Source organism: Afipia felis ATCC 53690 (genome assembly GCF_000314735.2).
GTDB lineage: Bacteria > Pseudomonadota > Alphaproteobacteria > Rhizobiales > Xanthobacteraceae > Afipia > Afipia felis.
Genome location: NZ_KB375270.1, coordinates 4003916 through 4029089, shown reverse-complemented (window position 1 = coordinate 4029089; position 25174 = coordinate 4003916). Strand labels below are relative to the sequence as shown.

Below are 25174 nucleotides of genomic sequence, written 5' to 3'. Positions count from 1 at the left end.
GCTCACCGCAATTTCAGCGTGGACAGACCGGCGAGTGCCAGCATTACCGCGATGATCCAGAAGCGGATCACGATCTGCGGTTCGGTCCAGCCCTTCTGCTCGTAATGATGATGGATCGGCGCCATACGGAAGATGCGCTTGCCGGTCAGCTTGAAGGATGCGACCTGCACGATCACCGACAGCGCCTCGAATACGAACAGGCCGCCGATCACGGCGAGCACAATCTCGTGCTTCACCGCGACCGCGATGCTGCCGATCATGCCGCCAAGCGCGAGCGAACCGGTGTCGCCCATGAAGATCGAAGCGGGCGGCGCATTGAACCACAGAAAGCCCAGTCCCGCGCCGAGCACCGCGCCGCACAGCACCGCGAGTTCGCCGGTGCCCGCGACGTAACGGATCTGCAGGTATTCGGAGAACACCGCGTTGCCGACGAGATAGGAGATCATGCCGAAGCTCGCCGCCGCGATCATCACCGGCACGATAGCGAGGCCGTCAAGACCATCGGTAAGATTCACCGCGTTGCCTGCGCCGACGATGATGAAGCCGCCGAAGATCACGTAGAACCAGCCAAGGTTGAAGGCGAAATCCTTGGCGAAGGGGATACCGAGTTGCGTCACTGAAGCATCGCGCGCCGACCAGACGATGGCGGCGCAGGCGAGCAGAGCAATCAGCCCTTCCACCGCAAGGCGCGACCGGCCTGAAAATCCGGCGTGGGTCTGCTTGGTGACTTTCAGATAGTCGTCATAGAAGCCGACAAAACCGAAGCCGAGCGTGACCATCAGCACCACCCACACATAGGGGTTGCGCAGATTAGCCCACAACAGCGTCGCGACCACGAGACCTGAGAGGATCATCAGCCCGCCCATGGTCGGCGTGCCCTTCTTGGTGACGAGGTGCGTCGGCGGGCCATCGACACGGATCGGCTGACCCTTGCCCTGCGCGAGCCGCAGATGATCGATGATCCAGGGGCCGAACATGAACACGAACAGCGCGCCGGTCACCATCGCGCCGCCGGTGCGGAAGGTGATGTAGCGAAAGACGTTGATGCCCGGAATCGTGCCTGCGAGATCGGTCAACCAATAAAACATGCAAACCGCCTATACCGTGAGATCGTCAGCATCCGCGCCACTCGGAAAATTCTTCTCAAGCGCGGTCACAATCAGTTTCATGCGCGAGCCGAGCGACCCCTTCACCATGATCGCATCGCCCGCGCGAATTCCCGCAACGAGCTGTGATTCCAGCTTTGCCGATGTCTCGGCATAGCCCCCCTTCTTCGCCGAGGGAAGGGCATCCCACAAGGCACGCATCAGGGGACCGCAACAAAACACCAGATCGACTTTATTGGCCGCGACCGACGTCGCGAGGCCGGCATGAAGTTCCTCGCCCTTCGGGCCGAGTTCGAGCATGTCGCCAAGAACCGCGATCCGACGACCTTGCGGACCGATAGCGGTCTGGCCGAGCACGGTCATGGCCGCAGTCATCGAGGCCGGATTGGCGTTATAGCTTTCGTCGATCAGCGTCGCTGTTCCGCCCGGAAGTTCGAGCATCTGGCGAACGCCGCGCCCGGCGGCGGGACGAAAGTCTGCAAGCGCCAGCGCCGACAAAGCGAGATCGGCCCCGGCAAGCGTCGTCGTCGCAAGCACCGCGAGCGAGTTCATCGCCATATGTCGTCCCGGCACGCCGACTTTATACGTGACATCGTGGCCAAGCAGGTTCGCATGGACGGCGGAACATTCGCCGTGCAGCGCGACATCAAGCAGGCGCGCATCCGCCTTGGCGTCCTCGCCGAACGTCACGATGCGGGAGACGCCATAGGCCTTCGCCTTGTCGCGCAGACGTGCGAACTGCGAATTGTCGATATTGAGGATCGCCGCGCCATCCGGCTCAAGTCCCGTGAAGATTTCCGCCTTGGCGTCGGCAATCGCTTCGACACCGGCGAAGAATTCGAGGTGCACCGGCTCGACCGTGGTGATGATCGCAAAATGCGGACGCACCAGTTTCACCAGCGGTTCGATCTCGCCTGCATGGTTCATACCGATCTCGAAGATCGCGAACTGCGCGCTCGACGGGCACCGCGCGAGCGACAGCGGCACGCCCCAATGATTATTGAAGGATGCCGCCGAGGCATGGGTTTCGCCCTGCCCCTGCAACACCGTACGCAGCGCTTCCTTGGTCGAGGTCTTGCCGACCGATCCCGTCACCGCGATGATTTTCGCATGCGAGCGGGCCCGCGAGGCTTTCGCGAGATCGACAAGACCTTCGAGCACGTCCGGCACCACCAGCAACGGCAGGCCATCGGAAAAATGCGCGCGATGCGACTGCGCGATCACCGCGACCCCGCCGCCGTTCTTCAACGCGGCCTCGACGAAATCGTGACCGTCATGCACGTCGCCCTTGATGGCGAAATAGGCTTCGCCCGGCACGATGGTGCGGCTATCAATGGAAATGCCGGTGATGCCCTCCGGCAAGGCACCGACGCGTTCCGCCTTCATCGCTTCCGCCATCGCGGCAATGGTCCACAGGGGCTTCGTCATGCGGCATGCTCCGCCAACGCAGCGGACGCTGCTTCGTGATCGCTGAACGGCAACACCTTGTCTCCCACGATCTGCCCGGTCTCGTGTCCCTTGCCCGCGATCAGCAACACGTCGCCGGGCTGGAGCGAGGCGACAGCGGAGCGGATCGCTTCCGCCCGGTCGCCGATCTCTGTCGCACCCTTTGCAGCCGTCAAAATCTCGGCACGGATCGCGGCAGGCTTTTCGCTACGCGGATTGTCATCGGTGACGATCACCGCATCGGCGTGTTGCGCAGCGATGGCGCCCATCAGAGGCCGCTTGCCCGCGTCGCGATCACCGCCCGCTCCGAACACTACGACGAGGCGGCCCCTCGCGTAAGGCCGCAGCGCCTCGAGCGCCTTCATCAGCGCATCGGGCTTGTGGGCGTAGTCAACAAACACCGGCGCGCCGTTGCGCTCGCCAATCAATTCCAGCCGCCCCTTAGCGCCTTCCAGCTTTTCCAGTGCCGCGAACGCCCTCGCCGCGTCGCCACCGGTCGCGATGACAAGACCGGCGGCAACCAGCGCATTCTCGATCTGGAATTCGCCGACCAGCGGCAGGCGTAACCGATACGTCTGCCCTTGATGTTCAATCGTCATCCTCTGCCCGAAGCCGTCGATCGCAGCGTCGACAAGCCGGATGCCCTCGCCGTGCCGCCCGACACTCATGACGTCGAGCTTGCGCGCACGAGCCGCGGCGATCACTGCAGCGGAATGCTCATGATCGGCGGCAATCACCGCAGGTCCGCCCTCAGGCGCAAGGTCCGTGAACAGCCGCAGCTTCGCCGCGAGATAATGCTCGACGGTCGGATGATAATCCATATGGTCGCGCGACAGATTGGTGAAGGCAGCCGCAGTGACCCGCACGCCATCGAGCCGATGCTGGTCGAGGCCATGCGATGAGGCTTCAAGCGCAAGATGCGTCACGCCCTCGCCTGCCAGTTCATCGAGCACGCGATGCAGCGCCACCGGATCGGGCGTCGTCAGCGAGCCGTAGACATTGCGGTGGCGCGAAACGATGCCGATGGTGCCGAGGCTCGCGGCGTCATGGCCAAGGCTCTCCCACAATTGCCGCGTGAAGGCAGCAACCGAGGTCTTGCCGCTGGTGCCAGTCACGGCCGCAACGGTCTGCGGCTGGCGCGGATAGAAGGCCGCCGCTGCAAGCGCCAGCGCCCGGCGCGGATTTGATGTCACGATGACAGGGACAGAGGCAGAACGAGGATGACCGGCCACGACCGCGATGGCCCCGGCCGCGACGGCGGCCCCAATGAAACGCGCACCGTCGGTCTTGCTGCCGCCGAGCGCAAAGAACACATCGCCCGGCTTCACCGTGCGGCTGTCCGCAGCAAGCCCCGCCACCGCAAGCCCACCCGTTTGCGGGTCAAAAGTGGTATCACCGCTGAAAAGTTCGCGTAGTCTCATGGGGTCCTGGTGGTCCGAGAGTAGCGGATGTCAAATCCACGCCTCCAGCCGAAGACGGGCGGCAGCCCGATGCGCTTACCGATTCTCCCTCGATGTCGCAAGAATAAGGCGGTCGGACGGCGGCAAATCGAAACGCGGCTTGATTCCCAGAAGCGGCGCGATTCGCGCGATCACCTTGCCGCCAGTCGGCACGGCGTTCCAGCCCGAAGTGATGAATCCATGGGTCTCGGGCAGCGCCTGCGGCTCGTCCAGCATGACAAGCAACTGATATTGTGGATTGTCGGCGGGCATGATCGCGGTGAACGCGTTCAGCACCTTCTTCTTGGCATAGCGGCCATTGATGACCTTCTCGGCGGTTCCGGTCTTACCACCGATATAATAGCCCGCCACGTCCGCCTTGCGCGCGGTGCCAACCTCGGCGTTGAGGCGCATCAGGAAACGCATCTTGTCGCTGGTTTCCGGCTTGATGACCCGCTTGGCGAGCTTCATCGCGTCCGCTTCGGTGCGCTTGAGGAAGGTCGGCGGAATGAGATAGCCGCCGTTGACCAGCGCATCGATACCCATCACCGCCTGCAGCGGCGCGACCGCGATGCCGTGACCGAAGGCGATGGTCACGGTGTTCAACTCGCCCCAATGCCGCGGCAGGATCGGCGACGCGCTTTCCGGCAGTTCGGTGCGCAGCCGTGTCAACTGGCCCATCTTGGCGAGAAACGCCTTGTGTGCCTCGATGCCCTGCGACAGCGCGATGCGAGCGGCGCCGATGTTGGAGGAATAGGTAAAGACCTCCTTGGTATTGATCGCACGGCCAAGCGGATGGTCGTCGTGAATCCGGAAGCGACCATACTGCAGTGGCGTGCGCGTATCCCACATCGAGTTCAGCGTGGTCTTGCCGGAATCCAGCGCCATCGCCAGCGTGAACGCCTTGAAGGTCGAGCCCATCTCATACACGCCGGTGGTCAGACGGTTGATGCGATCGGGATCGTTGGCTTCCTTCGGATTGTTCGGGTCGAAATCGGGCAGCGACACCATCGCAACGATCTCGCCGGTCCTGACGTTGCTGACGATGCCTGACGCCGCCTTGGCGCGGAATTTTTCCTTGGCCTTCATCAGCTCGTCGCGCAGCGCGTGCTCGACGCGCAGGTCGACTGCCAGTTCGATCGGCTCCTGCTGGCGATCGGTAGCAAAGCCCGCCCGATGCAGATCGGCGAGACCGTTGCCATCGAGCCACTTCTCCATACCGGCAATACCCTGATTATCGATATTGACGATGCCGATCAGGTGGGAGACGTCGCGGCCGGTCGGATAGACGCGCTTGTTCTCGCGCAGGAAGCCAACGCCCGGCAGGCCGAGCTTGAAGACATCATGCTGCTGCTTCGGCGTCAGCTCGCGCTTGAGCCAGACGAAGCCCTTGCGCGACGACAGCCGGTCGCGCACTTCGCCGGGATCGAGATCCGGCAGTGTCGCGGTCAGGAGTTCGATCGCCTCGTCCTTGTCGATCAGCTTGCGTGGCTCGGCATAAAGCGAAGGAGCCTTGACGTCGGTCGCAAGAATTTCGCCGTTGCGATCCAGAATGTCTGGCCGTGCGGTCGCAACCGCATCCTGAGCGCCACCACGGCGACCACCATGGGTGTCACCCATCACGCCATACATCACGAGTCGCAGCGCGATGATTGCAAAGACCGCCGTGAACGCCAGCATCGCAAGTCCGACGCGCGCGCGCGCCTTGGCAGCGCGGTCGACATTGCCATACAGCAACTTGCGGATCAGCCGCTGGCGGAACGGCTCGGCCGGTGTCGCGGAAGCGCTGTCGCTCATTGCGCGCCCTCCGTCGCTACAGGTGCGGATGGCGCAGAAACCGGCGCCGGAATAGAGCCCGTCGCCTCGTCCGGGCTCACGACATCAATCATCGCGCCGATCGGATCGGGATCGTTCGGCTTGATGAAGCTCGGCGGCCGCGCCGGCAGGTTCTTCAGAGCATCGAATTGATTGGCGTCGACCGGCCGAAGCTGGGTGTGGCGCTCCACCAGTCCCTGCAACCGTGCAGGCGAGGACAGCTTGGCCCATTCCGCACGCAGCGCAGCGATCTTGTTGCGTTCCTCGCGGATATCGGCACGCAGCCGCAGCACGCGCTCGGTGCGCACCGTCGAGTCCATCTTGATGCGATAGACGTAAGCCGCCGATATCACCAGCGCGCAGATGACGAGGAAGTGGATGATCCTCAAGACCGCCCCCCCTTCATCACCGAGCGTAATGTCGGCCAGTCGAATGTCGTATCCTCGTGGTGCGAGGCGTTGGCGGTACGCTCAGCCGCGCGCAGCTTGGCCGAGCGGGCGCGCGGGTTGACGGCCGTCTCGTTGTCGTTGGCGACCACCGGGCGCTTGGTCAGAATCTCGAAGCTCGGCGCAGCCTGTTCGACCTCGGGCAGATGGCGCGAGCCGCCGCTTTGCTTCGCGCGCGACGCGAGGAAATTCTTGACGATGCGGTCTTCCAGCGAATGAAAGGTCACGACGACCAGCCGTCCGCCCGGCTTGAGCGCGCTCTCGGAGGCATGCAGCGCAGTCTGGAGCTCGTCGAGTTCCTCATTGACGAAAATCCGCAGCGCCTGAAACGTCCGGGTCGCGGGATGAATTTCATTGGGACGCGCGCGCACGACGCTCGATACGATATCGGCCAACGCCTTGGTGGTGGCGATCGGTTTCTCCTGCCGCGCCTTGACGATGGCGCGCGCCACCGCGCGGGAGTGCCGCTCCTCACCGAAAATATAGATGATGTTGGCGAGGTCCTTTTCCGAAGCCGCCGCGACCACATCGGCGGCGCTCGCTCCATCCTGTCCCATGCGCATGTCGAGCGGGCCGTCATGACGGAACGAGAAGCCGCGCTCGGCACGGTCGAGTTGCATCGACGAGACGCCGATATCCATCACGATGCCATCGACCTGCGGTACGCCTTCCGCAGCGCACACGTCAGCAAGATTGGAAAAACGATCCTGCACCAGCGTGAGGCGGCCCTCCGCCCGTTCAACCAGATTGAACGCTTCGGCGATTGCCGTGCGATCGCGATCAATGCCGATCACACGCGTGCCCGCGATGTCGAGGAGGCGTTTGCTGTAGCCGCCTGCACCGAACGTCGCGTCAACATAAACGCCGCCGCCGTGCGGCGCGAGGAACTCCACCGCTTCGCGGCCGAGAACGGAGATATGGCGGGAATCGGCGTTGCTCATGCCGCACTCCTCACCCGGAACCCATTGGTTCCTGCACCATAACGGTCGAAACGCCCACGTGTTTCCATGCACACGCGCGACGGTTTGCCCGCCGGAAGCCCGCGCTGGCCAAGCGTCGTCATGAGCGGAGTTCCGTCTGGATGGCGGGGATTTGCCATAGGTCGAGCGCACCGGGGAACCGCGATTGGGTACAAATCGGACGCGGTTCTTCACCCTTCAGTAGCGGTAATTATCGTTAAGGAATGGTTGATGACCGTCACGATGATCGTCGATCGGCGTTCCACCATCAATTCAGCGCGGATGTGGATAAGGGGAACCCGCAGATTGCGCCGCGCGTTGCGAGGACGGTACCGTTAAGGACGTCGTGGTCTTGCCTCGTTTGGTTGTCACATGTCGCTTGAGTCGTTCGCATCTGCCGGAATCGCCGCACATCGCGAACGGCTGGCATCCCCCCTCGGATCGCAAGTCGACATGATGAGCTTTACTCCGGATTCGTCCGTCGTCTTCGACGTACGACCGTCTCCGAATTTCAATGACCGCAAGGCCGGGCGCGAGCCCGATATGATCCTGTTGCACTACACGGGCATGTCGGATGCTTCGACCGCGCTGAAGCGACTGTGCACCGCCGGCACCGAAGTCTCCGCGCATTATATCGTGATGGAAGACGGCAATATCATCCAGTGCGTCCGGGAATCCCAGCGCGCCTGGCATGCTGGCACTTCAGCCTGGGCGGGTGACAGCGACATCAATTCCGCCTCGATCGGTATCGAGATCGTCAATCCCGGCCATGACCTCGGCTATCCGGATTTTCCCTTACGGCAGGTCGCCGCCGTGATCGCGTTATGCAAGGGCATCATGTTGCGGCGGAAGGTGCCTAAACATCGCGTGCTGGGGCATTCGGACGTTGCGCCCGCACGCAAGAAGGATCCGGGCGAGAAATTCCCGTGGCGGTTGCTGGCCGATTCCGGCGTCGGCCACTGGGTCGAACCCGCACCGATCGCACACGGCGACCGCAAGCTCCTCGGCACCAGGAGCGAGGAAATCATGGCGCTGCAGCGCGCGCTTCTCCGCTATGGCTACAACGTGCTGCCGACCGGCCAGTATGATGGCGTCACGATGGATGGGGTGGCGGCATTCCAGCGCCATTTCCGGCCCGAGCGCGTCGACGGCATCGCGGATCAGTCGACGCTGACGACGCTGCAGAACCTGCTCGAAACGCTGCCGGACACCTCCAAGGTCGCCTGAGCCGGCCCGAGCGCCTCTCCCTCTTCGAACCGCGCGGCTTGACGCCGGTAGGCGAAACCGCCATGTGGTCGGTGTCAGTCGGCCGGACGGCCGCTCTTGCAGGATCGAAAGGTCGCAAGGGAGGAAAGTCCGGGCTCCATCGACATACGGTGCCGGATAACGTCCGGCGAAGGCGACTTCAGGGAAAGTGCCACAGAGAACGAACCGCCCCGCCGCCGCAAGGGGGTGCGGGTAAGGGTGAAAAGGTGCGGTAAGAGCGCACCGCGTTTCCGGCAACGGCAACGGCATGGCAAACCCCACCGGGAGCAAGACCGAATAGGGATGGCGTAGCGGACAGTTCGTCTCCGGACGATAACTCCGCGGGGCGATGTCGAGCCCGCCGTCCGGGTAGGTTGCTAGAGGCGCGGAGCAATCCGCGTCCCAGAGGAATGGCCGTCACGTCTGCGTGGTGCAAACCATTCAGGCCCTACAGAACCCGGCTTACAGGCTGGCTGACATCCGTCGCGTCACTTGGCGCGAACAATGAGGGGTCCGGTGAAATACACCGGGCCCCTCACCAGTTGCAGGCCTACTCCGCAGCGACCATGCGATCCAGATCGAGCACCTGCCGTTCGAACAGGCCACGATAGATGCCGTCGGGACGCTGCGTGAGCGTGGCGTGCGTTCCCTCTTCGACAATCCGGCCATGATCGAACACCAGAATCCGATCCAGGCTGCGCACGGTCGACAGACGGTGTGCGATCACGATGGCGGTGCGCCCTTCGATCAACCGGTCCATCGCCTCCTGGATCAGCGCTTCCGACTCCGAATCGAGACTCGATGTCGCCTCGTCGAGAATCAGAATCGGCGCATCAGCCAGGAAGGCCCGTGCCAGCGCCACACGCTGACGCTCGCCGCCCGACAGCTTGACACCACGCTCACCAACCAGCGTTTCGTAACGCTTGGGCAAACGCATGATGAAGTCGTGCGCATTGGCGAGTCGCGCCGCCTCCTCGATTTCAGCCAGACTAGCGCCGGACCGGCCATAGGCGATGTTCTCCGCGAGCGAGCGGTGAAACAGGATCGGCTCCTGCTGCACAATCGCGATCTGATTGCGCAACGACTGCTGCGTCGCCTTTGTCACGTCCTGACCGTCGATCAAAATACGACCGTCGGTCGCATCGTAAAGACGTTGCACCAGCTTGACGAACGTCGTCTTGCCCGATCCGGAGCGGCCGACGAGGCCAACACGCTCGCCAGGCCTGATATTGACCGACAGCCGGTCATAGAGCGGCGTATCGTGCCCGCGATAGTGAAACGTCACGTTGTCGAACACGATACCGCCACCGCTGACCTTGATCGGCACAGCATCAGACGCATCGGCAATACCGATCGGCTCGTTGTGGATCGCGACCAGCTCCTCCATGTCGTTCACCGATCGCTGGAGGTGGTTGATGTGCTGGCCGATATCCGCGAGGTAACCGTGGATGACGAAATAGCTGGCCAGCACATAGGTGATGTCACCAGCCGATGCACGGCCATTCGCCCACAACAGCAATGCACCGCCGATCACCGAAGCCCGCATGCCAAGCAGCACGACAAGCTGCACCGTTCCCACATAGTTGTAGCGGAACCAGGTTCTGTTGGCACGGCGGCGCCAGCGGCGCAGGACCTCTGCCAAGCGCGCGTCCTCACGCTGCTCCGCGCCGAACGACTTGACGACCGCGTTGCTGGTCAGAGCATCGGCGAGCGTCGCGCCCACCTTGGTGTCCCAGGCATTCGACAATCGTCCCGCCGGCGCGATGTATCGGGTCGTGAGGAGTGCAGTCATCGCGATATAGATGATTGAACCGAACGCGATCACCGCGCCAAGCACCGGCCAGTGCCATCCCAGCAGGATGGTCGATCCCACCAGCACAACCAGCGACGGCAACAACGCCATCAGCAACGTGTCATTGAGAAGATCGAGCGCCCACATGCCACGGGTGACCTTGCGGACGGTCGATCCCGCAAAGCTGTTGGCATGCCAATCGGTTGAAAAGCGCTGCACGCGCAGGAACGCCTCCCGCGCAACATCGGACATGATGCGCAGCGTGAATGGTACGATGGCCTGCAATCCAATGAAGCGCAAAAGAAGCGCGACAAGGCCCAGTGCCACGATGGCACCGAACGCAACCCACGCTCCCTGTTGCGCAGCCTCGCGGTTGGTGAGGCCAAGGGTTACCGCGTCGACCAGACGTCCTGCAAACAACGGCATGAAGACATCCGCAACCGTTTCGCCGATCAGGCCCCCACACACGATAGCTGCGCGCAGCGGCTGGTTTCGCCAATGGCCGAAAACGAACGGCAGGACCGCACCGAGCGCGGATTTCTTTTCATTCTTGCGATGTAAAGTCATGACAGACTCCGGCTGCTTCCCGCAGACCGGCTCCATGGAAACAGGCGACGACGCGCATGTGCGCGACCCGATGCCCTGAAATTCAGTTTTGAAGACGAACGAGACGGGCTGAAGAGCCCGAACACCCGCGACCGCGATTAGCTTCAATAATGAAGCCGACGGGGCGGCTACATTCGGTGGACCGCGGGGTTAACCGAGCGGGATACCGAAGGCTGCACCGCGAATGCCCATGAGCGGAGGACGCGCGATCAAAGCGAAATTCCGTACCATGCGATCCTCCCACGTTTGAGTATGCGGCAACATAAAGCGAGCACACCTTGTGCCAATCAATTGCGGCAATTTTTCAACTGTGCACGGCCATCGATGGTTGTCGCAGCCAGAAAATCCATCCCTTCCGAAAGGAAAGGTCCGGCACAATTGCACCGGACCTTTCGCCATATCAGGTCGCGTTTAGTGGGCCTCGCCCGCTCCGGCGCCGGGTTTTGGCCGTTTCACCATGACAACAAGCAGGCTCAAGCCGATATAGAAAATCGTCAGCAGATAGAACGCATCGGCGTAGGCCATCACCGATGCCTGCTGATGCACCCGTTGCCACAGCACCTTCAGCGCCATCAATTGCGCATCGCCATAGCCCTGGAAGCGTTGCGTCAGCGAGTTCAGCATGTCGACTGCGCTGGCGTTGCCCCAATTCACCACGTCATGCAGGCGAGAGATGTGAAGATCCGTACGATCGTTCAGCACCGTGTTGATGAGCGCAAGCCCCACCGCACCGCCGAGGTTGCGGGTGAGATTGAACAGGCCGGACGCGTTCTTCATGCGCTCCGGCGCCAGGGTGCCGAGCGCGATGTTGTTCACCGGAATCATCGCCAGCATGATGCCGAGCCCGCGGAAAATCTGCGGCCACAGCAGTTCGTAGAAGTCGTATTGCGAGGTGATCCACGTCATCTGCCAGGTGCTGAGCGCGAAGATGAGCAGACCCGTTCCGATCATGTAACGCGGATCGACCTTGTTCATCAACCGCCCGACCAGCGGCGCGGTCAGAAACATCGCAAGGCCCGAGACGAACATGGTCTCGCCGATCATCAGCGGGTTATAGCCGCGAATCTCGGCCAGATAGCGCGGGTAGACATAGGTCATGCCGTACAGGCCGATGCCGACGCAGAAGGAGAAGATACTGCCGATCGCAAAATTCCGGTTGGTGAAGGCGCGGATATCAACGATCGGCTCCTTCGCGGTCAGCACCCGGTAGAAGAATGCGACCGTCGAGATGACGCAGACGACGCCCATGATCGCGACCGACTCGTCTTCGAACCACTGATATTGCGGCCCCTCCTCCAGGACATATTCGAGCGAGCCGAGGAAACCCGCCATCGCAGCGAAACCGAACCAGTCAAAATGATCCAGCAGCGCGAAATTCGGCTGGTCGAAATCGACCAGCGCCAGCACGCCGAGCGTCACCGCGATACCCGGCACCACGTTGATGAAGAACAGCCAGTGCCATGACGCGGCATCGGTGATGTAGCCGCCGACAGTCGGGCCAATGGTCGGCGCGAGCGTCGCGACGAGGCCGATCGCAGGGGTGACGATCGACAGCTTGCTGCGCGGAAACACCGTATAGGCGGAGGCGAACACGGTTGGGATCATGCCCGCGCCGAGAAAGCCCTGCACCGCGCGCCACAAGATCATCTCGTCGATGGTCGAGGTCAGGCCGCACATGAAGCTCGACACGGTGAAGCCCGCCGCCGAGATCGCGAACAACAGCCGCGTGCCGAAGGCGCGCGACAAAAATCCCGACAGCGGGATCGCGATCACCTCGGCGATCAGATAGGCGGTCTGCACCCACGACACTTCGGTCGCGGAGGCCGACAGGCCTGCCTGGATTTCTGCGAGCGACGCCGAAACGATCTGAATATCCAGGATCGACATGAACATGCCGAAGATCATGATCAGGAACGCGATCATGCGGCGCGGCGCCACTGTCTCCGAAGCGGGTGTGGCGACTGGTATCGATCCTACGGTGCCAGCTGTTGCGCTCATGCGCGAACTCCGCGGGGATTGCCCCGCCTTTTATTCGACCTTGGCAAGGGCCTGCTTGGCGGACTGCCGGGTATCGACGTCAACCACGACGGACATGCCCGCCCGCAGCAGGTTTTCATGCGCGATAGCTTTCGGTACGCGCACGCGCACCGGCAGGCGCTGCACGATCTTGGTGAAATTGCCGGTGGCATTGTCCGGCGGCAGCAGCGTGAACACCGAGCCCGACGCGGGCGACAGGCTCTCGACGGTGCCGACGATGTCGCGGCCCTTCACAGCGTCGACGCTGATATAGACCGGCTGGCCCGGCCGGATGCGCGCGAGCTGTGTTTCCTTGAAGTTGGCGTCGATATACACGTCGTCCAACGGCACCACGTTGGCGAGACGCTGGCCCACCGAAATATTGTCGCCTTCGTTGACGAGACGGTTGGAGAACACGCCGTCGATCGGTGCGCGAATGGTGGTGAAGGACAGATCGCGCTCGGCCTTCGCCAATGCGGTCTTCAATTCGCCAAGCTGACCCTCGGCTTCGGCCTGCTGCGCCTTGATGACGTCGATCTGCGCCTGCGCGGCGTCAAGATTGGCCTGCGCACCCTGCACCGAGGCATTGCTCTGATCGCGGGTCGCAAGCGACTGGTCGAAGGTCGCCTTCGAGGCGAAACCCTTCTCGCTCAACTGGCTCTGGCGAACATAATCGGCTTCGGCACGCTTGGCCGCAGCCTGCGTGGATTCGAGTTGCGCCTGCGCCTGCTCCACTGCGCTCTGTTGCGCGACCGCCTGACGAGCAATGCGTTTGATGGTGGCTTCCTGCGTCGCGATCTTGGCGCGGGCGTTATCGACTGCAATTTTGTAATCGCCATCATCGATCTGGAACAAAAGATCGCCGGCCTTCACTTCGGTGTTGTCGCCCACCGCAATCTTGGCGAGATAGCCGGACGCGCGCGCACCGAGCATCGTGTTGTTGGCGCGGACATAGGCGTCGTCGGTCGAGATCATGTAACGGCCGACCAGAAAATAATGGGTACCGAACGCGGCCAGCGCGATCACGGCCACGGCTCCTAAACCCGCGAAGATTTTCTGACGGCGGCCAAGCCGCGCCCAACGAGAGCCCGTCGCAGCCGGGGCATCGGCTACGGTGTCGGGGCTTTCCTTGGTGCGGCGTGCGGTCACATCCTCCAACCGGGGACGCGCGGGAGAACCTGATGCAGGCGTTGCGCCTTCATCCGTGTCATTCGCGTCGGTTTCAGCCTTGCGGACGGCAGATTGCTCACGAGGGGCCATCTGGGAGCCTTTCATTGACCAAACGGTTCGGTCAGCGCTTATTTACTATTGACCGAACCGTTCGGTCAATAGTAGGAAAGGCTCAGGAGAACAACTTTTTGCGAGTGCCCCATTAAATGGATAAAATTGGACCCATGATTCCGACCCAGCCCCTTCCCGCCAACGACGAGGACAGCGCCAAGCGCCGCCAGATCGTCGAGGGTGCGCGCAAGGTGTTCCGGGAACTGGGGTTCGATGCCGCCAGCATGGGCGAGATCGCCAAGGCGGCCGGCGTATCCAAGGGCACCCTTTACGTCTATTTCGCCGACAAACTCGCCCTCTTCGGCGCCATCGTCACTTGCGAGTTGCGCGACCAGGGCATCACCAAGCTCGTCATCGATCCGGCCGAAGATGTCGAGACGACGTTGAAGAAATTCGGCCAAAGCTATATGGAAATGCTGTGCCGCCCGACTGGCGGTTCCACCATCCGTACCATGATGGCTATCGCCGAGCGCATGCCCGAGCTTGGCCGTCGCTATTACGAGCATGTCCCGGCATCATGGCTTGGCAAGCTCGCAGAATATCTGAAGACCCAGGTGGCGGACGGCGTGCTTGAAATCCCGGACTGCGATCTGGCGGCCGCGCAGTTCATGCTGTCATGCCAGGCCGGCCTGTTTCTGCCCTTTATCTTCCAGGTGACGCCCGCGCCAAGCAGCGAGCGCATCGCGGAGGTGGTGGCCAGTGGAGTCCGCATGTTCCTTGCGGCCTACCGCCACTGACCGGACCGGCTCGCGCCGGTCACACTGTCTAGTTTCTAGGAATTCAAAAATACCCGCTCTGCAAATGAGCACGAACCTGAATTAGTATTGAACATGCCTCACAATTTGCCTCACAGACGTTTGCAAGAAGAACCGACGAAACCGCTGAAATGGTCAGAATTCCTGGCCATCTTCGTGGCGGCATTTATCACGGCTGTAGCCATCAACCTTATGCTGGGAGGCTACTCTCAGGCCGAGATGACGCAGACCGAGCCACAGGTCGCGCCCGTCATCGTGCCACCGACCACGATGATGATCCGAAATATGATTCAATTCGGGCCTTGAGCCGCACTACCTGATACGGCTTTCATCCTCGATCGTATCGCGATCTTCTTTCGACAGCGGCCCGTGCGCGAACGCGCGGCGCACCTTTTGCCCGATCGATCCGGTGATTCCGGTATCGCGGTTGGCGTAGCTGCGGCCGCCCACACGCGCCGCGATCTCCTCGCCCGACACCGCCGCTGGTTTGCAGATCACGCGTCCGCTCGCGCGACGCATCAGATCGACGTGAATGTGATTGTAGTGATAGACGTTGGCGCCCGGCGCGAGCACGGTGTTGAACCGCTGGCACGCAGCACCCTGCACATCGCGCATGAAACCTTGCTCTTCCGGCAGCCCCTTCCAGCCGTTCTGCACTGAGATGTAGCGCCCATCGGCCAGCGTGAATCCCGCGACGTCGAGCGCGTTGCCAAACGCATGCTCCGAAATATGCGCGTTGGGATTGCCATTCATACCGCGGCACGAATACGCCGAGATCTGTTTGATTTCGACCACGCGCACACCGAACCAGCGCATCGCAGCCGGTTGCACGGCTTCCGCGATCCAGTGATCGAGCGCCGACACGATCGGACACGCAAGCGTCGCGGCAGGTTTCAACCCAACCGGCCCGAAGGATGATACCGGATTACCGACGGGGCCGAGACGCGGCTGCGAATAAGGCGGCGGCTGTTGCACACCCTGCTGATAGGGCGCAGGCGAACCTGCCGGATGAGTGTGCACGCCCTCATCATGCGCCATGTCGTCCTCACGATCGGACGGTGACGTCACCTGCGCATTCAGAGGCACCGGCTGGCCGGATGGCACGTAGCCGTTGGGCGCGGATGAATAGCTCGGGCGTGGCTGTTGGTACGATGGCGACGGTTGCGAAACCGGCCATCGCGGCTGACCTGCGATCGAACCGGGAGGCCTCAGATCGTCGGCATAACCGAGCGAACTGTTGGCTTCGCCGAGAGCACTGACTTTCAGAGGAAATTCCGCGCCACAAACTCCGGGTCCGGAAATCGGACTGATGCGTACGACCTCCGCACTTTCCTTGACGTCTCCAGTCTTCAGGCATGCCTGTTCCGCCTCGGCTCGCCAGGGCTCGCGCTCTGCGGTTTGAAAGAAACCACGGCCGCAACCTGCTAGAGAGACGAGGGCAAGGGAGCCGACGAGATACAAACTTACTCCACGTGCCATGCGCGCAGAGTCGGTGAATAAACTTAAGGACTTATCAACGCCTTGCTTTTCATTTTCTTTTAACCACGATGGGCGTTCCGCAGCCCGCTGCGAACGGATCCTTTCAATCAGCAACGGCCGCAAGGCTTCAACATCATGCGCTTCAAATCCCTCGCGGCTGCGACCCTGATTCTGATTGGCTCATTCTTCATCAGCCTCGAGGCAATGGACTGGATGTGGCCGCCCCGTGCAGCAAAACCCACGCTCGTCAAGCTGCCGCCGCTACCGCCCGCGACACGCCGTTCCGAATTCATCGCACCGGTGACGATTCCACTCACCGTGATCGCATCTGCGCTCGATCGCTCTGCACCGCGCGACTTCGGCGGCAAGGCCGACAATCCGGCAAGTCAAATTCTCACCAATGCCGATATCGACTGGCACATCACGCGTGGCGCCATCACGGCAAGTGGCGAACAGAATGCGCTGAATATATCCACGCCGCTGAACGGAAAGCTCACCGTTACCGGCTCGCTCTCCACCGCCGCGGGCACGCCACTCAACAATGCGCTCGGGAATCTGTTCGGCGCAAAGACCGCGCAGAAGCTCGGCAACATCTCCATCAAGTCGGTTAATGCCAACGCGGCAATCACCGGCAGCGCGACAGCGACATCGCGACCGCGCCTGACGCCGGACTGGCACTTCGATCCGCAGCTCACCGCCCAGGTGGCGCTCACCAACAACAGCCTGTCCGTTGCTGGCGCGAAGGTCGCTGTGCCCGCGCAAGTAAAGCCGATCATCGACAAGACCGTAAACGAACAGGTCGGACGCCTGCAGCAGCGGCTGCGCAATGATGAGAGCTTCCGCCGCGCGATGCAGCAGCAATGGGCGCGCGCCTGCAAATCGATCGCATTGCCCTCGCCTGCGCCGGGCACGCCTCCGCTGTTCCTCGAAATGCGGCCCGTCAAAGCCATCGCGGCACAACCACAGATCGACAACGCTGCGGTGAGGCTCGCGGTTGGCCTCGAGGCCGAAACGAAGATCGTCGACCGCGAGACGACGCCACAATGTCCTTTCCCCGCCGCCCTCGACATCCAGCCTGCGCTGAACGAAGGGCGCGTCAACATCGGCGTTCCGATCGACATTCCTTTCGCGCAACTCGCGAAGATCGCTGAAGTCGGTCTCAAAGGTCGCACCTTTCCGGAAGATGGCAATGGCGCGATCGCCGTCCGCATCAAGAGTGTCGACATCGACGCCAGCGGCGACCGGCTGCTGGTGTCGCTGCTGGTGCATGCCAAGGAAAAGGCAAGTTGGTTCGGATTGGGCGCAGATGCCACCGTGCGAATCTGGTGCCGCCCCTTGCTTGATGCGGATGCGCAGGTCTTGCGCCTCACCGATCTGTCGGTCGCCGTCACATCCGATGCCGCCTTCGGCCTGTTCGGCGCTCTGGCGCAACGTTCTGCGCCGTATCTGCAGCAGGCCCTGCAGGAGCACGCGACGATCGATCTGAAGCAGATATCGTCCGGAGCGCAGCAAAAACTTGCCGCCGTCATCAGCGATCTTCAGACCGAGCAGAACGGCGCCAAGGTGAATGCGCGCGTGACCAGCGTGAGGCTCGGCGAAATCGCCTTCGATTCCTCGACGCTGCGCGTCGTCGCTGAAGCGACCGGCACGCTCAACGTCACCGTCATCCAATTACCGTCACTCTGAGCGGTAGCGCTGCCATCATCGCGACCGGGGAGCTAAATCCCTGTCTCCGCAGCCGTTTTCGATGACATGATATTTCCACATTATCAGAGCAATCACGCCACATCCGCGCGTCGCCTTTGAGGGACGCTATCGTTCGCGCATTTGGCCGCGGGCCTGCCGAACCAGATTTATCGAATAAGGATTTTGACATGAAAAGATTTGCGCTCGCCGCCGTTGCGGTGCTGTCGGCAATTCCGTTTGCTCATGCCGAAGGCGAATCCTATCGCGCCATGGTGGAAAGCCATGCCGCCGCCGAAGGCGTGCCCGCGGAATTGGTCCACCGGGTCATCATGCGCGAGAGCCGATACAATCCGCGCGCCGTTCATGCAGGCAATTACGGCATGATGCAGATCAAGCTGCAGACCGCACGCGGCCTCGGCTACACCGGCACCGCACAAGGCCTGCTCGATCCCGAAACCAATCTGACTTACGCGGTGAAGTATCTCGCAGGTGCCTATCGTGCCGCTGGCGGTAATCACAACCGCGCCGTCGCCTATTATGCCGGTGGCTATTACTACGCCGCGAAGCGTCAGCGCCTGATGGAAGCCAATGCCGCTGCGATGCCGACCGCCGGTTTCGGCGCGCCACTGGACATCACCCCGGTGCAGTACCTGACGCCGGAGCGCCATATCCGCCACCGGCACCATCGTCATCATCGCTGAGGCGCTTGAGCCTCTTCAGGTCGATGTCGACGTGGTTTGCTGTTCGATCGGATGCGGCCGTCCTTGATCGTCGATGGCGACATAAGTGAAGTTGCCGTCGGTGACGAGAATGATCCCCATCTCGTTGCGCCGCTGCACCCACGCCTCTACACGCACAGTGATCGAAGTGTGTCCCATACGCACCTGTGTGCCATAAACCGAAACCAGATCTCCCACGAACACCGGCTTCCGGAACGTCATCGCCTCGATGGCGACTGTGACGTTGCGCGCCAGCGTGGCCTTATAGGCGAACACGCTGCCCGCGAGGTCCATCTGGCTTAGCAGCCAGCCGCCGAAGATATCGCCGTTCTGATTGGTGTCGGCCGGCATTGCAATGGTGCGGACGCACAACTCGCCTTGCGGCGCCGTATCGTCCAGCACGATCGATCTTGTCTCATGTCCGGTCACAGGCGTGTCTGTCATGCGATGCTCTGTTCCATGAAAATCAGCGAAACGTCGCCCAGCCGGCGTCCGGCTTAAAACGTTCGCCATATTTCGCCGCCAGCGCCGCCAACGCGTTGGCGACATTTTCCGGCCCACGCTCGCGCGCGTAATTCAACGGTCCGCCACGGAACGGCGCATAGCCGGTGCCAAAGATCATCGCGCCGTCCACCGTATCCGGGTTGTCGACAATGCCTTCGCGCAGGCACGCGACGCAGACGTTCGACATCGGCAGCACCAGACGGTCGGTCATGTCGGGCGTGGGATGAACATGCGCATGCCCCTTCTGCACACGGCCGTCCTTCCACTCGTAGAAGCCGCGGCCGGTCTTGCGCCCAAGTTCGCCCTTGGCGACCTTCTCGCGCAACCAGTCGGGAGCGGATGGAATGGAATCGCCGAGCTTGGACCGCAATTCGTCACCGACCGCAAGGCAGATATCGAGACCGACCTGATCAGCCAATTCGATGGGCCCCATCGGCATGCCGAATTTTTCCGCCGCCTCGTCGATGGTGAGCTTGTCGATTTTCTCGTCGAGCATCAGCAGCGCTTCCATCAGATACGGCATCAGCGCGCGGTTGACGAGGAAACCCGGCGAGCTCTTCACCGGCAACGGCAGACGATCGATGCCGCCGACGAACTTCATCGCGTTCGCGAGCGCCTCGCGGTCCACCTGATCGTGGCTGATGACTTCGACGAGTTGCAGCCGCGAGACCGGATTGAAGAAGTGAATGCCAAGCAGCCGCTCCGGCCGCTGCAACGATGTGCGCAGCTCTTCCAGCGGAATGCTGGAGGTGTTGGTCGCCAGAATCGCCTCCGGCCTCATCACCTTCTCAAGCCCGGCATAGATCGACTGCTTGAGCTGCAGCTTTTCAGGTACCGCCTCGATGATGAGGTCAGCATGCTTCGCGCCCTCACCTGTCATGTCGGGGATCAGGCGATCCAGTTCATCGCGCTGACCGATCCGGCTGCGAGTGATCTTCGAAAACAGGTCAGACGCGCGCTTCATCGCACCCGCGATGGCCGCTGGCTGCATATCGGCCAGCGTCACGCGCAATCCCTGATGCGCGCACCACGACGCGATGTCGCCGCCCATCGCGCCCGCGCCGATGACGTGAACATGCTTGATCTGGCTTCTGCCGCCGGCAAGCTTCTTCATCTCGTCGCGCAGGAAGAATACGCGAATGAGATTCTGCGCCGTCGGCGTCACCATCAATTTAGCGAATGACGGCTTCTCCGCAGACAGCATGTCCGAGCGGTTGCCGCCATGCTTTTCCCAAAGATCGATCAGCGCGTAAGGCGCGGGATAATTCTCCTGCGGTGCCTTTTTGCGTGTCTCGGATCGCATGCGCGAGGCCAGCAGACCGCGCACCGGACCGATGTTCATCACCGTCGTCAGCATCGAGCGCTTACGCTTGAGACGGCCGAAGATCGCATCCTTCACCGCGCCGCGCACATGACGCTCCTGCGTCACCGCATCGACGAGGCCAAGCGACTTCGCCTTGCGCGCATCGACATTTTTGCCAGTCAGCATCATGGTCATTGCTTCGACCGGATTGAACAGATGCGTCGAGCGCGCTGTGCCGCCAAAACCCGGATGCAGGCCAAGCAGCACTTCGGGAAAACCGAAGCGCGCGCCGTCGATGGCGATCCGCATGTTGCAAGCGAGTACGACTTCGAGCCCGCCGCCCAGACAGAAACCATGAATGACGGCAACCGTCGGCAGCTTCATGTTTTCCAGCCGGTTCAGGATTTCATGACCGCGGCCGAGTTGCTGCTCGACAAGGCTCGTATCGGACAGGCCGCGAAACTCATTGATGTCCGCGCCCGCGATGAAGCCGGAGCGTTTCGCCGAGCGAATAACGAGCCCCGTGGGGCGCTCGTTCTCCAGCGCCACGAGAATTTGCGAGAATTCCTCCAGCACCTCAGTCGACAACGTATTCGCGCTCGCGCCTTCACGGTCGAACAAAAGCCAGGCGATGCCGTCTTCGTCGCGCGTCAGCTTGAAATGACGATAAGGCCCGGACGACGGCGCAGGTCCGAGTTCGAGGACGTGGTCCTTCATCGCATTGAGGATTTTGCTGTCCATCGCCGTTTCCTAAACCGTCTCGATCAACATGGCGCCGCCAAGGCCGCCGCCGATGCATTCCGTCGCAACGCCGCGCTTGGTGCCAAGGCGATGCATTGCATTGACCAGATGCAGCACGATGCGGTTGCCGCTGGTGCCGACCGGGTGGCCGAGGCTGATCGCACCGCCATCCACATTGAGTTTGGTCTGGTCGATTTCGCCTGCCGCACCGTCGAGGCCGAGGATGTCGCGGCAGAATTTGTCGTCCTTCCACGCCGCAAGACAGGCGAGTACCTGCGAGGCAAAGGCCTCGTTGATTTCCCACGTCTCGACATCATGGACCGTCATGTTGTTGCGCTTCAATAGCCGGTTCGACGACAGTACCGGACCGAAACCCATCACGGTCGGATCGAGTCCCGACCATGCGCTGTCGACGATGCGCGCTTTCGGCTTCAGGCCATATTTATTCACGGCGTCTTCCGAGGCCAGAATGGTCCAGCAGGCACCATCGGTGATTTGCGATGAATTGCCCGGCGTCACCTGTCCCCACGGACGCTCGAACGCAGGCTTGAGCTTGGCGAGCTTGTCCATCGAGGAATCGGGACGCACGCCGTCATCGTGATCGTAGAATTTGCCCTTGCGGTCGAACGCCGTCTCGACTTCACCCTTGAGAAAGCCTTGCGCCTGCGCATTGGCCAACCGCCTGTGGCTCTCCACCGCATAGGCGTCGGCCTGCTCGCGCGTGACACCCATCAGATGCGCGATCACTTCAGCGGTCTGGCCCATATTGAGGTCGGTGACTGGGTCGGTCAGCCCGCGCTCCAATCCGATGATCGGCTTGAAATAAGAGGGCCGCAATTTGAAGAACGCCGCAAGTTTCGCGAGCGTGGTGCGCGCCGTCGCCATCCCCGCGAACCAGCGCACGCCGGCCTGCGGAAACACCAGCGGCGAATAGCTCAACGCTTCCGCGCCACCAGCAAGGATCATGTCCGCCTGCCCGGCCTGAATGTAGCGGTAAGCCGTGTCGATCGACTGCATGCCGGAGCCGCAATTGATCTGCACGCCGAAGGCCACCATGTCCTCGCCCATGCCGAGCCGCAGCGCGGCAACACGCGCGGGATTAACCTCGTCGGCAATCACATTGACGCAGCCGAGAATGACCTGATCGAATTCAGACGACTTGAACGGTTGCCGCGCGAGCAGTGGACGCCCGGCCTGCACCGCGAGATCGACCGGCGTGAACGGCCCCGGACCGCCCTGCGCCTTCAGGAACGGCGTACGGCTGCCATCGATAATATAGACAGGACGGGACATCAGCTTGCGGCCCTTTCCGCGGTTGCGGTGGCAGGATGGTTCTGACGGTAGATCGGAGACAGGGCTTCCGGCGCGAAGTCGTCGACCTCGATCACCTTCGCCACGGCCTCTTGCGCTGTCTTGATCGCTTCCACATCCGCCGCCGTGATGATGCCGCGCGAAGCGGCTTCCTGCCAGTCGCGAATATGAGCGGCGCGCATTTTCTTTTCAATCGGCTCGTTTGCCACGACGAGACGGAAGGCCCGTTCAAGGCGGGACAGTGGCCCATCGTCATTGGCGCCGGCGTGATAAAGGCCTGCGGTCAGACGATCGCGCTCGGGGGATGGCGACAAGATCATCTGCGCGCATTGATGTACGACCTTGTCGGAGGGTCCCAGAGCCTTCGCGCCCAGCGGCTGAACGACAAATTTCAGAAGCCACGCAACGGGGCGGTTCGGCAAATTCGCCAGCACTTCGGCAAAGCGCTGCTCCATGGTGCGAATGCCATTGGCCATCACCCAGCGCAGCGCGGGCAAGTCCGCGTCCTGCTGGCCATCGTCTTCCCAACGCTTCAGCGCTGCCGACAAAAGATAAAGCTCGGAGAGGATGTCACCGAACCGCGCCGAGAGCATCTCCTTGCGCTTGAGCGCGCCGCCGAGCGTGAGGAGCGCCATGTCTGCGCATAGCGCAAATGCAGAGGAATAACGGGAGAGCTGGCGATAGTAGCCTGCCACGATCCCCGCGTCAGGCGCGGGCGCGAACAGACCGCCGCTCCAGCTTCGACCCCAAGCACGGAACAGATTGGTAAAGGCATGGCCGACATGCTTCCAGAACGACTGATCGAATGCCTCCAGCCCAGCCTGTTTGTCCGGGTTGCCAATGGCATTGATCTCCTGCAGCAGATACGGGTGCGCACGCGTCGCGCCCTGCCCGAACACGATCAGGTTGCGCGTCAGAATGTTGGCGCCTTCCACTGTGATCGCGACCGGCACCGAGCGGTAGAGATTGCCCATATAATTCTGCGGGCCGTCGATGATCGCTTTGCCGCCGTGAATATCCATCGCGTCGTCGACAACGATCCGCAGCCGCTCCGTCGCATGCAGCTTCATGATACCCGAGATCACGGCGGGGTGTTTGCCCTGATTGAGCGCCGCGCAGGTCAGGCGTCGTGCCGCGTCGAGCTGATAGGCCGTGCCCGCGATACGCGCGAGCGGCTCCTCGATGCCTTCAAACTTGCCGATCGGCACCTTGAACTGCTCACGGACACGCGCATAAGCGCCCGCGCTGCGCGCGCAATAGGCTGCGCCGGATGCGGACTGCGACGGCAGCGAAATGCCGCGCCCCGCCGCGAGCGCGCTCATCAGCATCTTCCAGCCCTGGCCGATCCGGGCCTGCCCGCCGATGACATAGTCCATCGGAATGAAAACGTCCTTGCCCCAGTTCGGGCCATTCTGAAACACCTGCATCGCAGGCAGATGACGATGACCGATGGTGACGCCGGGCAGATCGGTTGGGATGAGCGCCACCGTGATACCGAGTTCATTCTGATTGCCGATCAGATGATCGGGATCGCGCGCCTTGAAGGCGAGGCCGAGCAACGTAGCCACTGGTCCCAATGTAATATAGCGCTTGTGCCAGTTCAGGCGGATGCCGAGCACCTCCTGCCCCTCGAACACGCCCTTGCAGATCACGCCGGTGTCAGTCATCGACGCAGCATCTGAGCCCGCATCCGGGCTGGTGAGGCCGAAGCAGGGAATTTCGCGGCCCGCTGCCAGCCCCGGCAACCACTTATCCTGCTGCGCGCGAGTGCCGAATTTCATCAGCAGTTCGCCCGGCCCGAGCGAATTCGGCACCATCACAGTGACCGCAGCAGCGATGGAGCGTGAGGAGATTTTGCGGATCACTTCCGAATGCGCGAACGGCGAGAAACCCAGCCCGCCGAACTCCTTCGGAATGATCATGCCGAGAAACTTGTTCGCCTTGATGAAAGCCCACACGTCCGGCGGCAGATCACGCCACTCCCAGTTGACCTTCCAGTCGTCGATCATGGCGCAGAGCTCTTCGACCGGCCCCACAAGAAACGCCTGCTCCTCGTCCGTCAACTTCGCCGGAGCGAAGGCCCGCAGCTTCGACCAATCCGGATTGCCGGTGAACAGATCCGCGTCCCACCACACGTCGCCCGCTTCCAGTGCCTCGCGCTCGGTGTCAGACATCGCTGGAAGCGCCTTGTGAGCCCACGCAAATATCGGACGCGTCAAAACATCGCGGCGGAAAGAGAAGCTCATGGAAGCGTCCTTTTCGGTGCGGGTCGCATGACCCATCGGCAGGAAAGCAGGCGGGGCTTTAAAATACCAATGCGAGGATGGACTGGGCTGTCCTTATAAAGTCTCACTACCAATCCTGAATTGATCCTGACACGACATCGAATCTCAACATCGTGAATGAGATTATACGAAGTCCGAAACGCTTTCAGGTGATCTTCCTTGCCTGCGACGTCAGCACAGCGGTCGCTCCATTGTCGTGCATGCAAATTCCGAAGGCACTTTTCCTGTTCCCCCGATTTT

19 protein-coding genes and 1 other RNA gene are annotated in these 25174 nt (G+C 61.9%); 6 read left to right on the top strand and 14 right to left on the bottom strand.

The window, feature by feature from the left end; translation table 11 throughout:
- Positions 1 to 2: 2 nt before the first annotated feature.
- From mraY to rsmH, 6 genes are all read right to left on the bottom strand, one after another.
- Entirely contained in the window at positions 3 to 1088 is a 1086-nt protein-coding gene (gene mraY, locus HMPREF9697_RS19190) for a phospho-N-acetylmuramoyl-pentapeptide-transferase (RefSeq protein WP_002718919.1), read from the bottom strand.
- Positions 1089 to 1097: 9 nt separating this feature from the next.
- Positions 1098 to 2534: a UDP-N-acetylmuramoylalanyl-D-glutamyl-2,6-diaminopimelate--D-alanyl-D-alanine ligase gene (locus HMPREF9697_RS19185; protein ID WP_002718918.1), complete on the bottom strand. Its 1437-nt coding sequence runs from the start codon at positions 2532 to 2534 to the stop codon at positions 1098 to 1100.
- Positions 2531 to 3973 (bottom strand): UDP-N-acetylmuramoyl-L-alanyl-D-glutamate--2,6-diaminopimelate ligase, encoded by a 1443-nt coding sequence (locus HMPREF9697_RS19180; protein WP_002718917.1) that lies wholly within the window; start codon positions 3971 to 3973, stop codon positions 2531 to 2533. Before HMPREF9697_RS19180 ends, HMPREF9697_RS19185 begins: the two co-directional genes overlap by 4 nt.
- A gap of 75 nt (positions 3974 to 4048) precedes the next feature.
- Positions 4049 to 5788, bottom strand: coding sequence for a peptidoglycan D,D-transpeptidase FtsI family protein (locus HMPREF9697_RS19175; protein WP_002718916.1), 1740 nt, complete (start codon positions 5786 to 5788; stop codon positions 4049 to 4051).
- Positions 5785 to 6195 (bottom strand): cell division protein FtsL, encoded by a 411-nt coding sequence (gene ftsL, locus HMPREF9697_RS19170; RefSeq protein WP_002718915.1) that lies wholly within the window; start codon positions 6193 to 6195, stop codon positions 5785 to 5787. The genes HMPREF9697_RS19175 and ftsL overlap by 4 nt, the downstream gene beginning before the upstream one ends.
- Entirely contained in the window at positions 6192 to 7193 is a 1002-nt protein-coding gene (gene rsmH / locus HMPREF9697_RS19165; protein ID WP_002718914.1) for a 16S rRNA (cytosine(1402)-N(4))-methyltransferase RsmH, read from the bottom strand. The genes ftsL and rsmH overlap by 4 nt, the downstream gene beginning before the upstream one ends.
- 471 nt (positions 7194 to 7664) lie before the next feature.
- Between rsmH and HMPREF9697_RS19160 the strand changes: the two genes are divergently transcribed.
- Both HMPREF9697_RS19160 and rnpB read left to right on the top strand, forming a co-directional pair.
- A complete protein-coding gene (locus HMPREF9697_RS19160; RefSeq protein WP_002718913.1) occupies positions 7665 to 8438 on the top strand; it encodes an N-acetylmuramoyl-L-alanine amidase in 774 nt (257 codons plus the stop codon).
- A gap of 74 nt (positions 8439 to 8512) precedes the next feature.
- An RNA gene (gene rnpB / locus HMPREF9697_RS20220) (RNase P RNA component class A) lies at positions 8513 to 8937 on the top strand.
- 69 nt (positions 8938 to 9006) lie between these two features.
- Here rnpB and HMPREF9697_RS19155 read toward each other — a convergent pair.
- The 3 genes from HMPREF9697_RS19155 to HMPREF9697_RS19145 form a co-directional block, all read right to left on the bottom strand.
- Positions 9007 to 10815 carry an ABC transporter ATP-binding protein gene (locus HMPREF9697_RS19155; protein WP_002718912.1) on the bottom strand — a complete coding sequence of 603 codons (1809 nt, stop codon included), beginning with the start codon at positions 10813 to 10815 and terminating at the stop codon, positions 9007 to 9009.
- Between the two features lie 450 nt (positions 10816 to 11265).
- Entirely contained in the window at positions 11266 to 12852 is a 1587-nt protein-coding gene (locus tag HMPREF9697_RS19150; protein WP_002718911.1) for a DHA2 family efflux MFS transporter permease subunit, read from the bottom strand.
- Between the two features lie 30 nt (positions 12853 to 12882).
- Positions 12883 to 14130: an HlyD family secretion protein gene (locus HMPREF9697_RS19145; protein ID WP_002718910.1), complete on the bottom strand. Its 1248-nt coding sequence runs from the start codon at positions 14128 to 14130 to the stop codon at positions 12883 to 12885.
- Between the two features lie 134 nt (positions 14131 to 14264).
- Between HMPREF9697_RS19145 and HMPREF9697_RS19140 the strand changes: the two genes are divergently transcribed.
- Both HMPREF9697_RS19140 and HMPREF9697_RS19135 read left to right on the top strand, forming a co-directional pair.
- Entirely contained in the window at positions 14265 to 14888 is a 624-nt protein-coding gene (locus tag HMPREF9697_RS19140; RefSeq protein WP_040308043.1) for a TetR/AcrR family transcriptional regulator, read from the top strand.
- A gap of 93 nt (positions 14889 to 14981) precedes the next feature.
- The gene (locus tag HMPREF9697_RS19135; protein WP_002718908.1) at positions 14982 to 15212 is read left to right on the top strand and encodes a hypothetical protein; all 231 of its coding nucleotides are present in this window, start codon (positions 14982 to 14984) and stop codon (positions 15210 to 15212) included.
- Between the two features lie 6 nt (positions 15213 to 15218).
- On the opposite strand, the gene HMPREF9697_RS19130 is transcribed toward HMPREF9697_RS19135, so the two are convergent.
- Positions 15219 to 16385, bottom strand: a complete 1167-nt coding sequence (locus HMPREF9697_RS19130; protein ID WP_040308041.1) for an extensin-like domain-containing protein — start codon at positions 16383 to 16385, stop codon at positions 15219 to 15221.
- A 135-nt stretch (positions 16386 to 16520) separates the two neighbouring features.
- Between HMPREF9697_RS19130 and HMPREF9697_RS19125 the strand changes: the two genes are divergently transcribed.
- Both HMPREF9697_RS19125 and HMPREF9697_RS19120 read left to right on the top strand, forming a co-directional pair.
- Positions 16521 to 18071 carry a DUF4403 family protein gene (locus HMPREF9697_RS19125; protein ID WP_002718906.1) on the top strand — a complete coding sequence of 517 codons (1551 nt, stop codon included), beginning with the start codon at positions 16521 to 16523 and terminating at the stop codon, positions 18069 to 18071.
- A gap of 188 nt (positions 18072 to 18259) precedes the next feature.
- Positions 18260 to 18772, top strand: coding sequence for a transglycosylase SLT domain-containing protein (locus tag HMPREF9697_RS19120; protein WP_002718905.1), 513 nt, complete (start codon positions 18260 to 18262; stop codon positions 18770 to 18772).
- A gap of 15 nt (positions 18773 to 18787) precedes the next feature.
- Here HMPREF9697_RS19120 and HMPREF9697_RS19115 read toward each other — a convergent pair whose 3' ends face one another.
- From HMPREF9697_RS19115 to HMPREF9697_RS19100, 4 genes are read right to left on the bottom strand one after another with little or no spacing between them, the layout of a single operon-like run.
- Positions 18788 to 19234: an acyl-CoA thioesterase gene (locus HMPREF9697_RS19115; RefSeq protein ID WP_002718904.1), complete on the bottom strand. Its 447-nt coding sequence runs from the start codon at positions 19232 to 19234 to the stop codon at positions 18788 to 18790.
- Between the two features lie 22 nt (positions 19235 to 19256).
- A complete protein-coding gene (locus HMPREF9697_RS19110; protein WP_002718903.1) occupies positions 19257 to 21338 on the bottom strand; it encodes a 3-hydroxyacyl-CoA dehydrogenase NAD-binding domain-containing protein in 2082 nt (693 codons plus the stop codon).
- 9 nt (positions 21339 to 21347) lie between these two features.
- Positions 21348 to 22631 (bottom strand): acetyl-CoA C-acetyltransferase, encoded by a 1284-nt coding sequence (locus tag HMPREF9697_RS19105; RefSeq protein WP_002718902.1) that lies wholly within the window; start codon positions 22629 to 22631, stop codon positions 21348 to 21350.
- Positions 22631 to 24895 carry an acyl-CoA dehydrogenase gene (locus tag HMPREF9697_RS19100; protein ID WP_002718901.1) on the bottom strand — a complete coding sequence of 755 codons (2265 nt, stop codon included), beginning with the start codon at positions 24893 to 24895 and terminating at the stop codon, positions 22631 to 22633. The genes HMPREF9697_RS19105 and HMPREF9697_RS19100 overlap by 1 nt, the downstream gene beginning before the upstream one ends.
- Positions 24896 to 25174: the final 279 nt, after the last annotated feature.

Excerpts from the sequence above, each read along its gene's own strand:
- mraY (WP_002718919.1), bottom strand. The coding sequence starts at position 1,088 with ATGTTTTATTGGTTGACCGATCTCGCAGGCACGATTCCGGGCATCAAC.
- HMPREF9697_RS19185 (WP_002718918.1), bottom strand. The coding sequence starts at position 2,534 with ATGACGAAGCCCCTGTGGACCATTGCCGCGATGGCGGAAGCGATGAAG.
- HMPREF9697_RS19180 (WP_002718917.1), bottom strand. The coding sequence starts at position 3,973 with ATGAGACTACGCGAACTTTTCAGCGGTGATACCACTTTTGACCCGCAA.
- HMPREF9697_RS19175 (WP_002718916.1), bottom strand. The coding sequence starts at position 5,788 with ATGAGCGACAGCGCTTCCGCGACACCGGCCGAGCCGTTCCGCCAGCGG.
- rsmH (WP_002718914.1), bottom strand. The coding sequence starts at position 7,193 with ATGAGCAACGCCGATTCCCGCCATATCTCCGTTCTCGGCCGCGAAGCG.
- HMPREF9697_RS19160 (WP_002718913.1), top strand. The coding sequence starts at position 7,665 with ATGATGAGCTTTACTCCGGATTCGTCCGTCGTCTTCGACGTACGACCG.
- HMPREF9697_RS19155 (WP_002718912.1), bottom strand. The coding sequence starts at position 10,815 with ATGACTTTACATCGCAAGAATGAAAAGAAATCCGCGCTCGGTGCGGTC.
- HMPREF9697_RS19150 (WP_002718911.1), bottom strand. The coding sequence starts at position 12,852 with ATGAGCGCAACAGCTGGCACCGTAGGATCGATACCAGTCGCCACACCC.
- HMPREF9697_RS19145 (WP_002718910.1), bottom strand. The coding sequence starts at position 14,130 with ATGGCCCCTCGTGAGCAATCTGCCGTCCGCAAGGCTGAAACCGACGCG.
- HMPREF9697_RS19140 (WP_040308043.1), top strand. The coding sequence starts at position 14,265 with ATGATTCCGACCCAGCCCCTTCCCGCCAACGACGAGGACAGCGCCAAG.
- HMPREF9697_RS19135 (WP_002718908.1), top strand. The coding sequence starts at position 14,982 with ATGCCTCACAATTTGCCTCACAGACGTTTGCAAGAAGAACCGACGAAA.
- HMPREF9697_RS19130 (WP_040308041.1), bottom strand. The coding sequence starts at position 16,385 with ATGGCACGTGGAGTAAGTTTGTATCTCGTCGGCTCCCTTGCCCTCGTC.
- HMPREF9697_RS19125 (WP_002718906.1), top strand. The coding sequence starts at position 16,521 with ATGCGCTTCAAATCCCTCGCGGCTGCGACCCTGATTCTGATTGGCTCA.
- HMPREF9697_RS19120 (WP_002718905.1), top strand. The coding sequence starts at position 18,260 with ATGAAAAGATTTGCGCTCGCCGCCGTTGCGGTGCTGTCGGCAATTCCG.
- HMPREF9697_RS19115 (WP_002718904.1), bottom strand. The coding sequence starts at position 19,234 with ATGACAGACACGCCTGTGACCGGACATGAGACAAGATCGATCGTGCTG.
- HMPREF9697_RS19110 (WP_002718903.1), bottom strand. The coding sequence starts at position 21,338 with ATGGACAGCAAAATCCTCAATGCGATGAAGGACCACGTCCTCGAACTC.
- HMPREF9697_RS19105 (WP_002718902.1), bottom strand. The coding sequence starts at position 22,631 with ATGTCCCGTCCTGTCTATATTATCGATGGCAGCCGTACGCCGTTCCTG.
- HMPREF9697_RS19100 (WP_002718901.1), bottom strand. The coding sequence starts at position 24,895 with ATGAGCTTCTCTTTCCGCCGCGATGTTTTGACGCGTCCGATATTTGCG.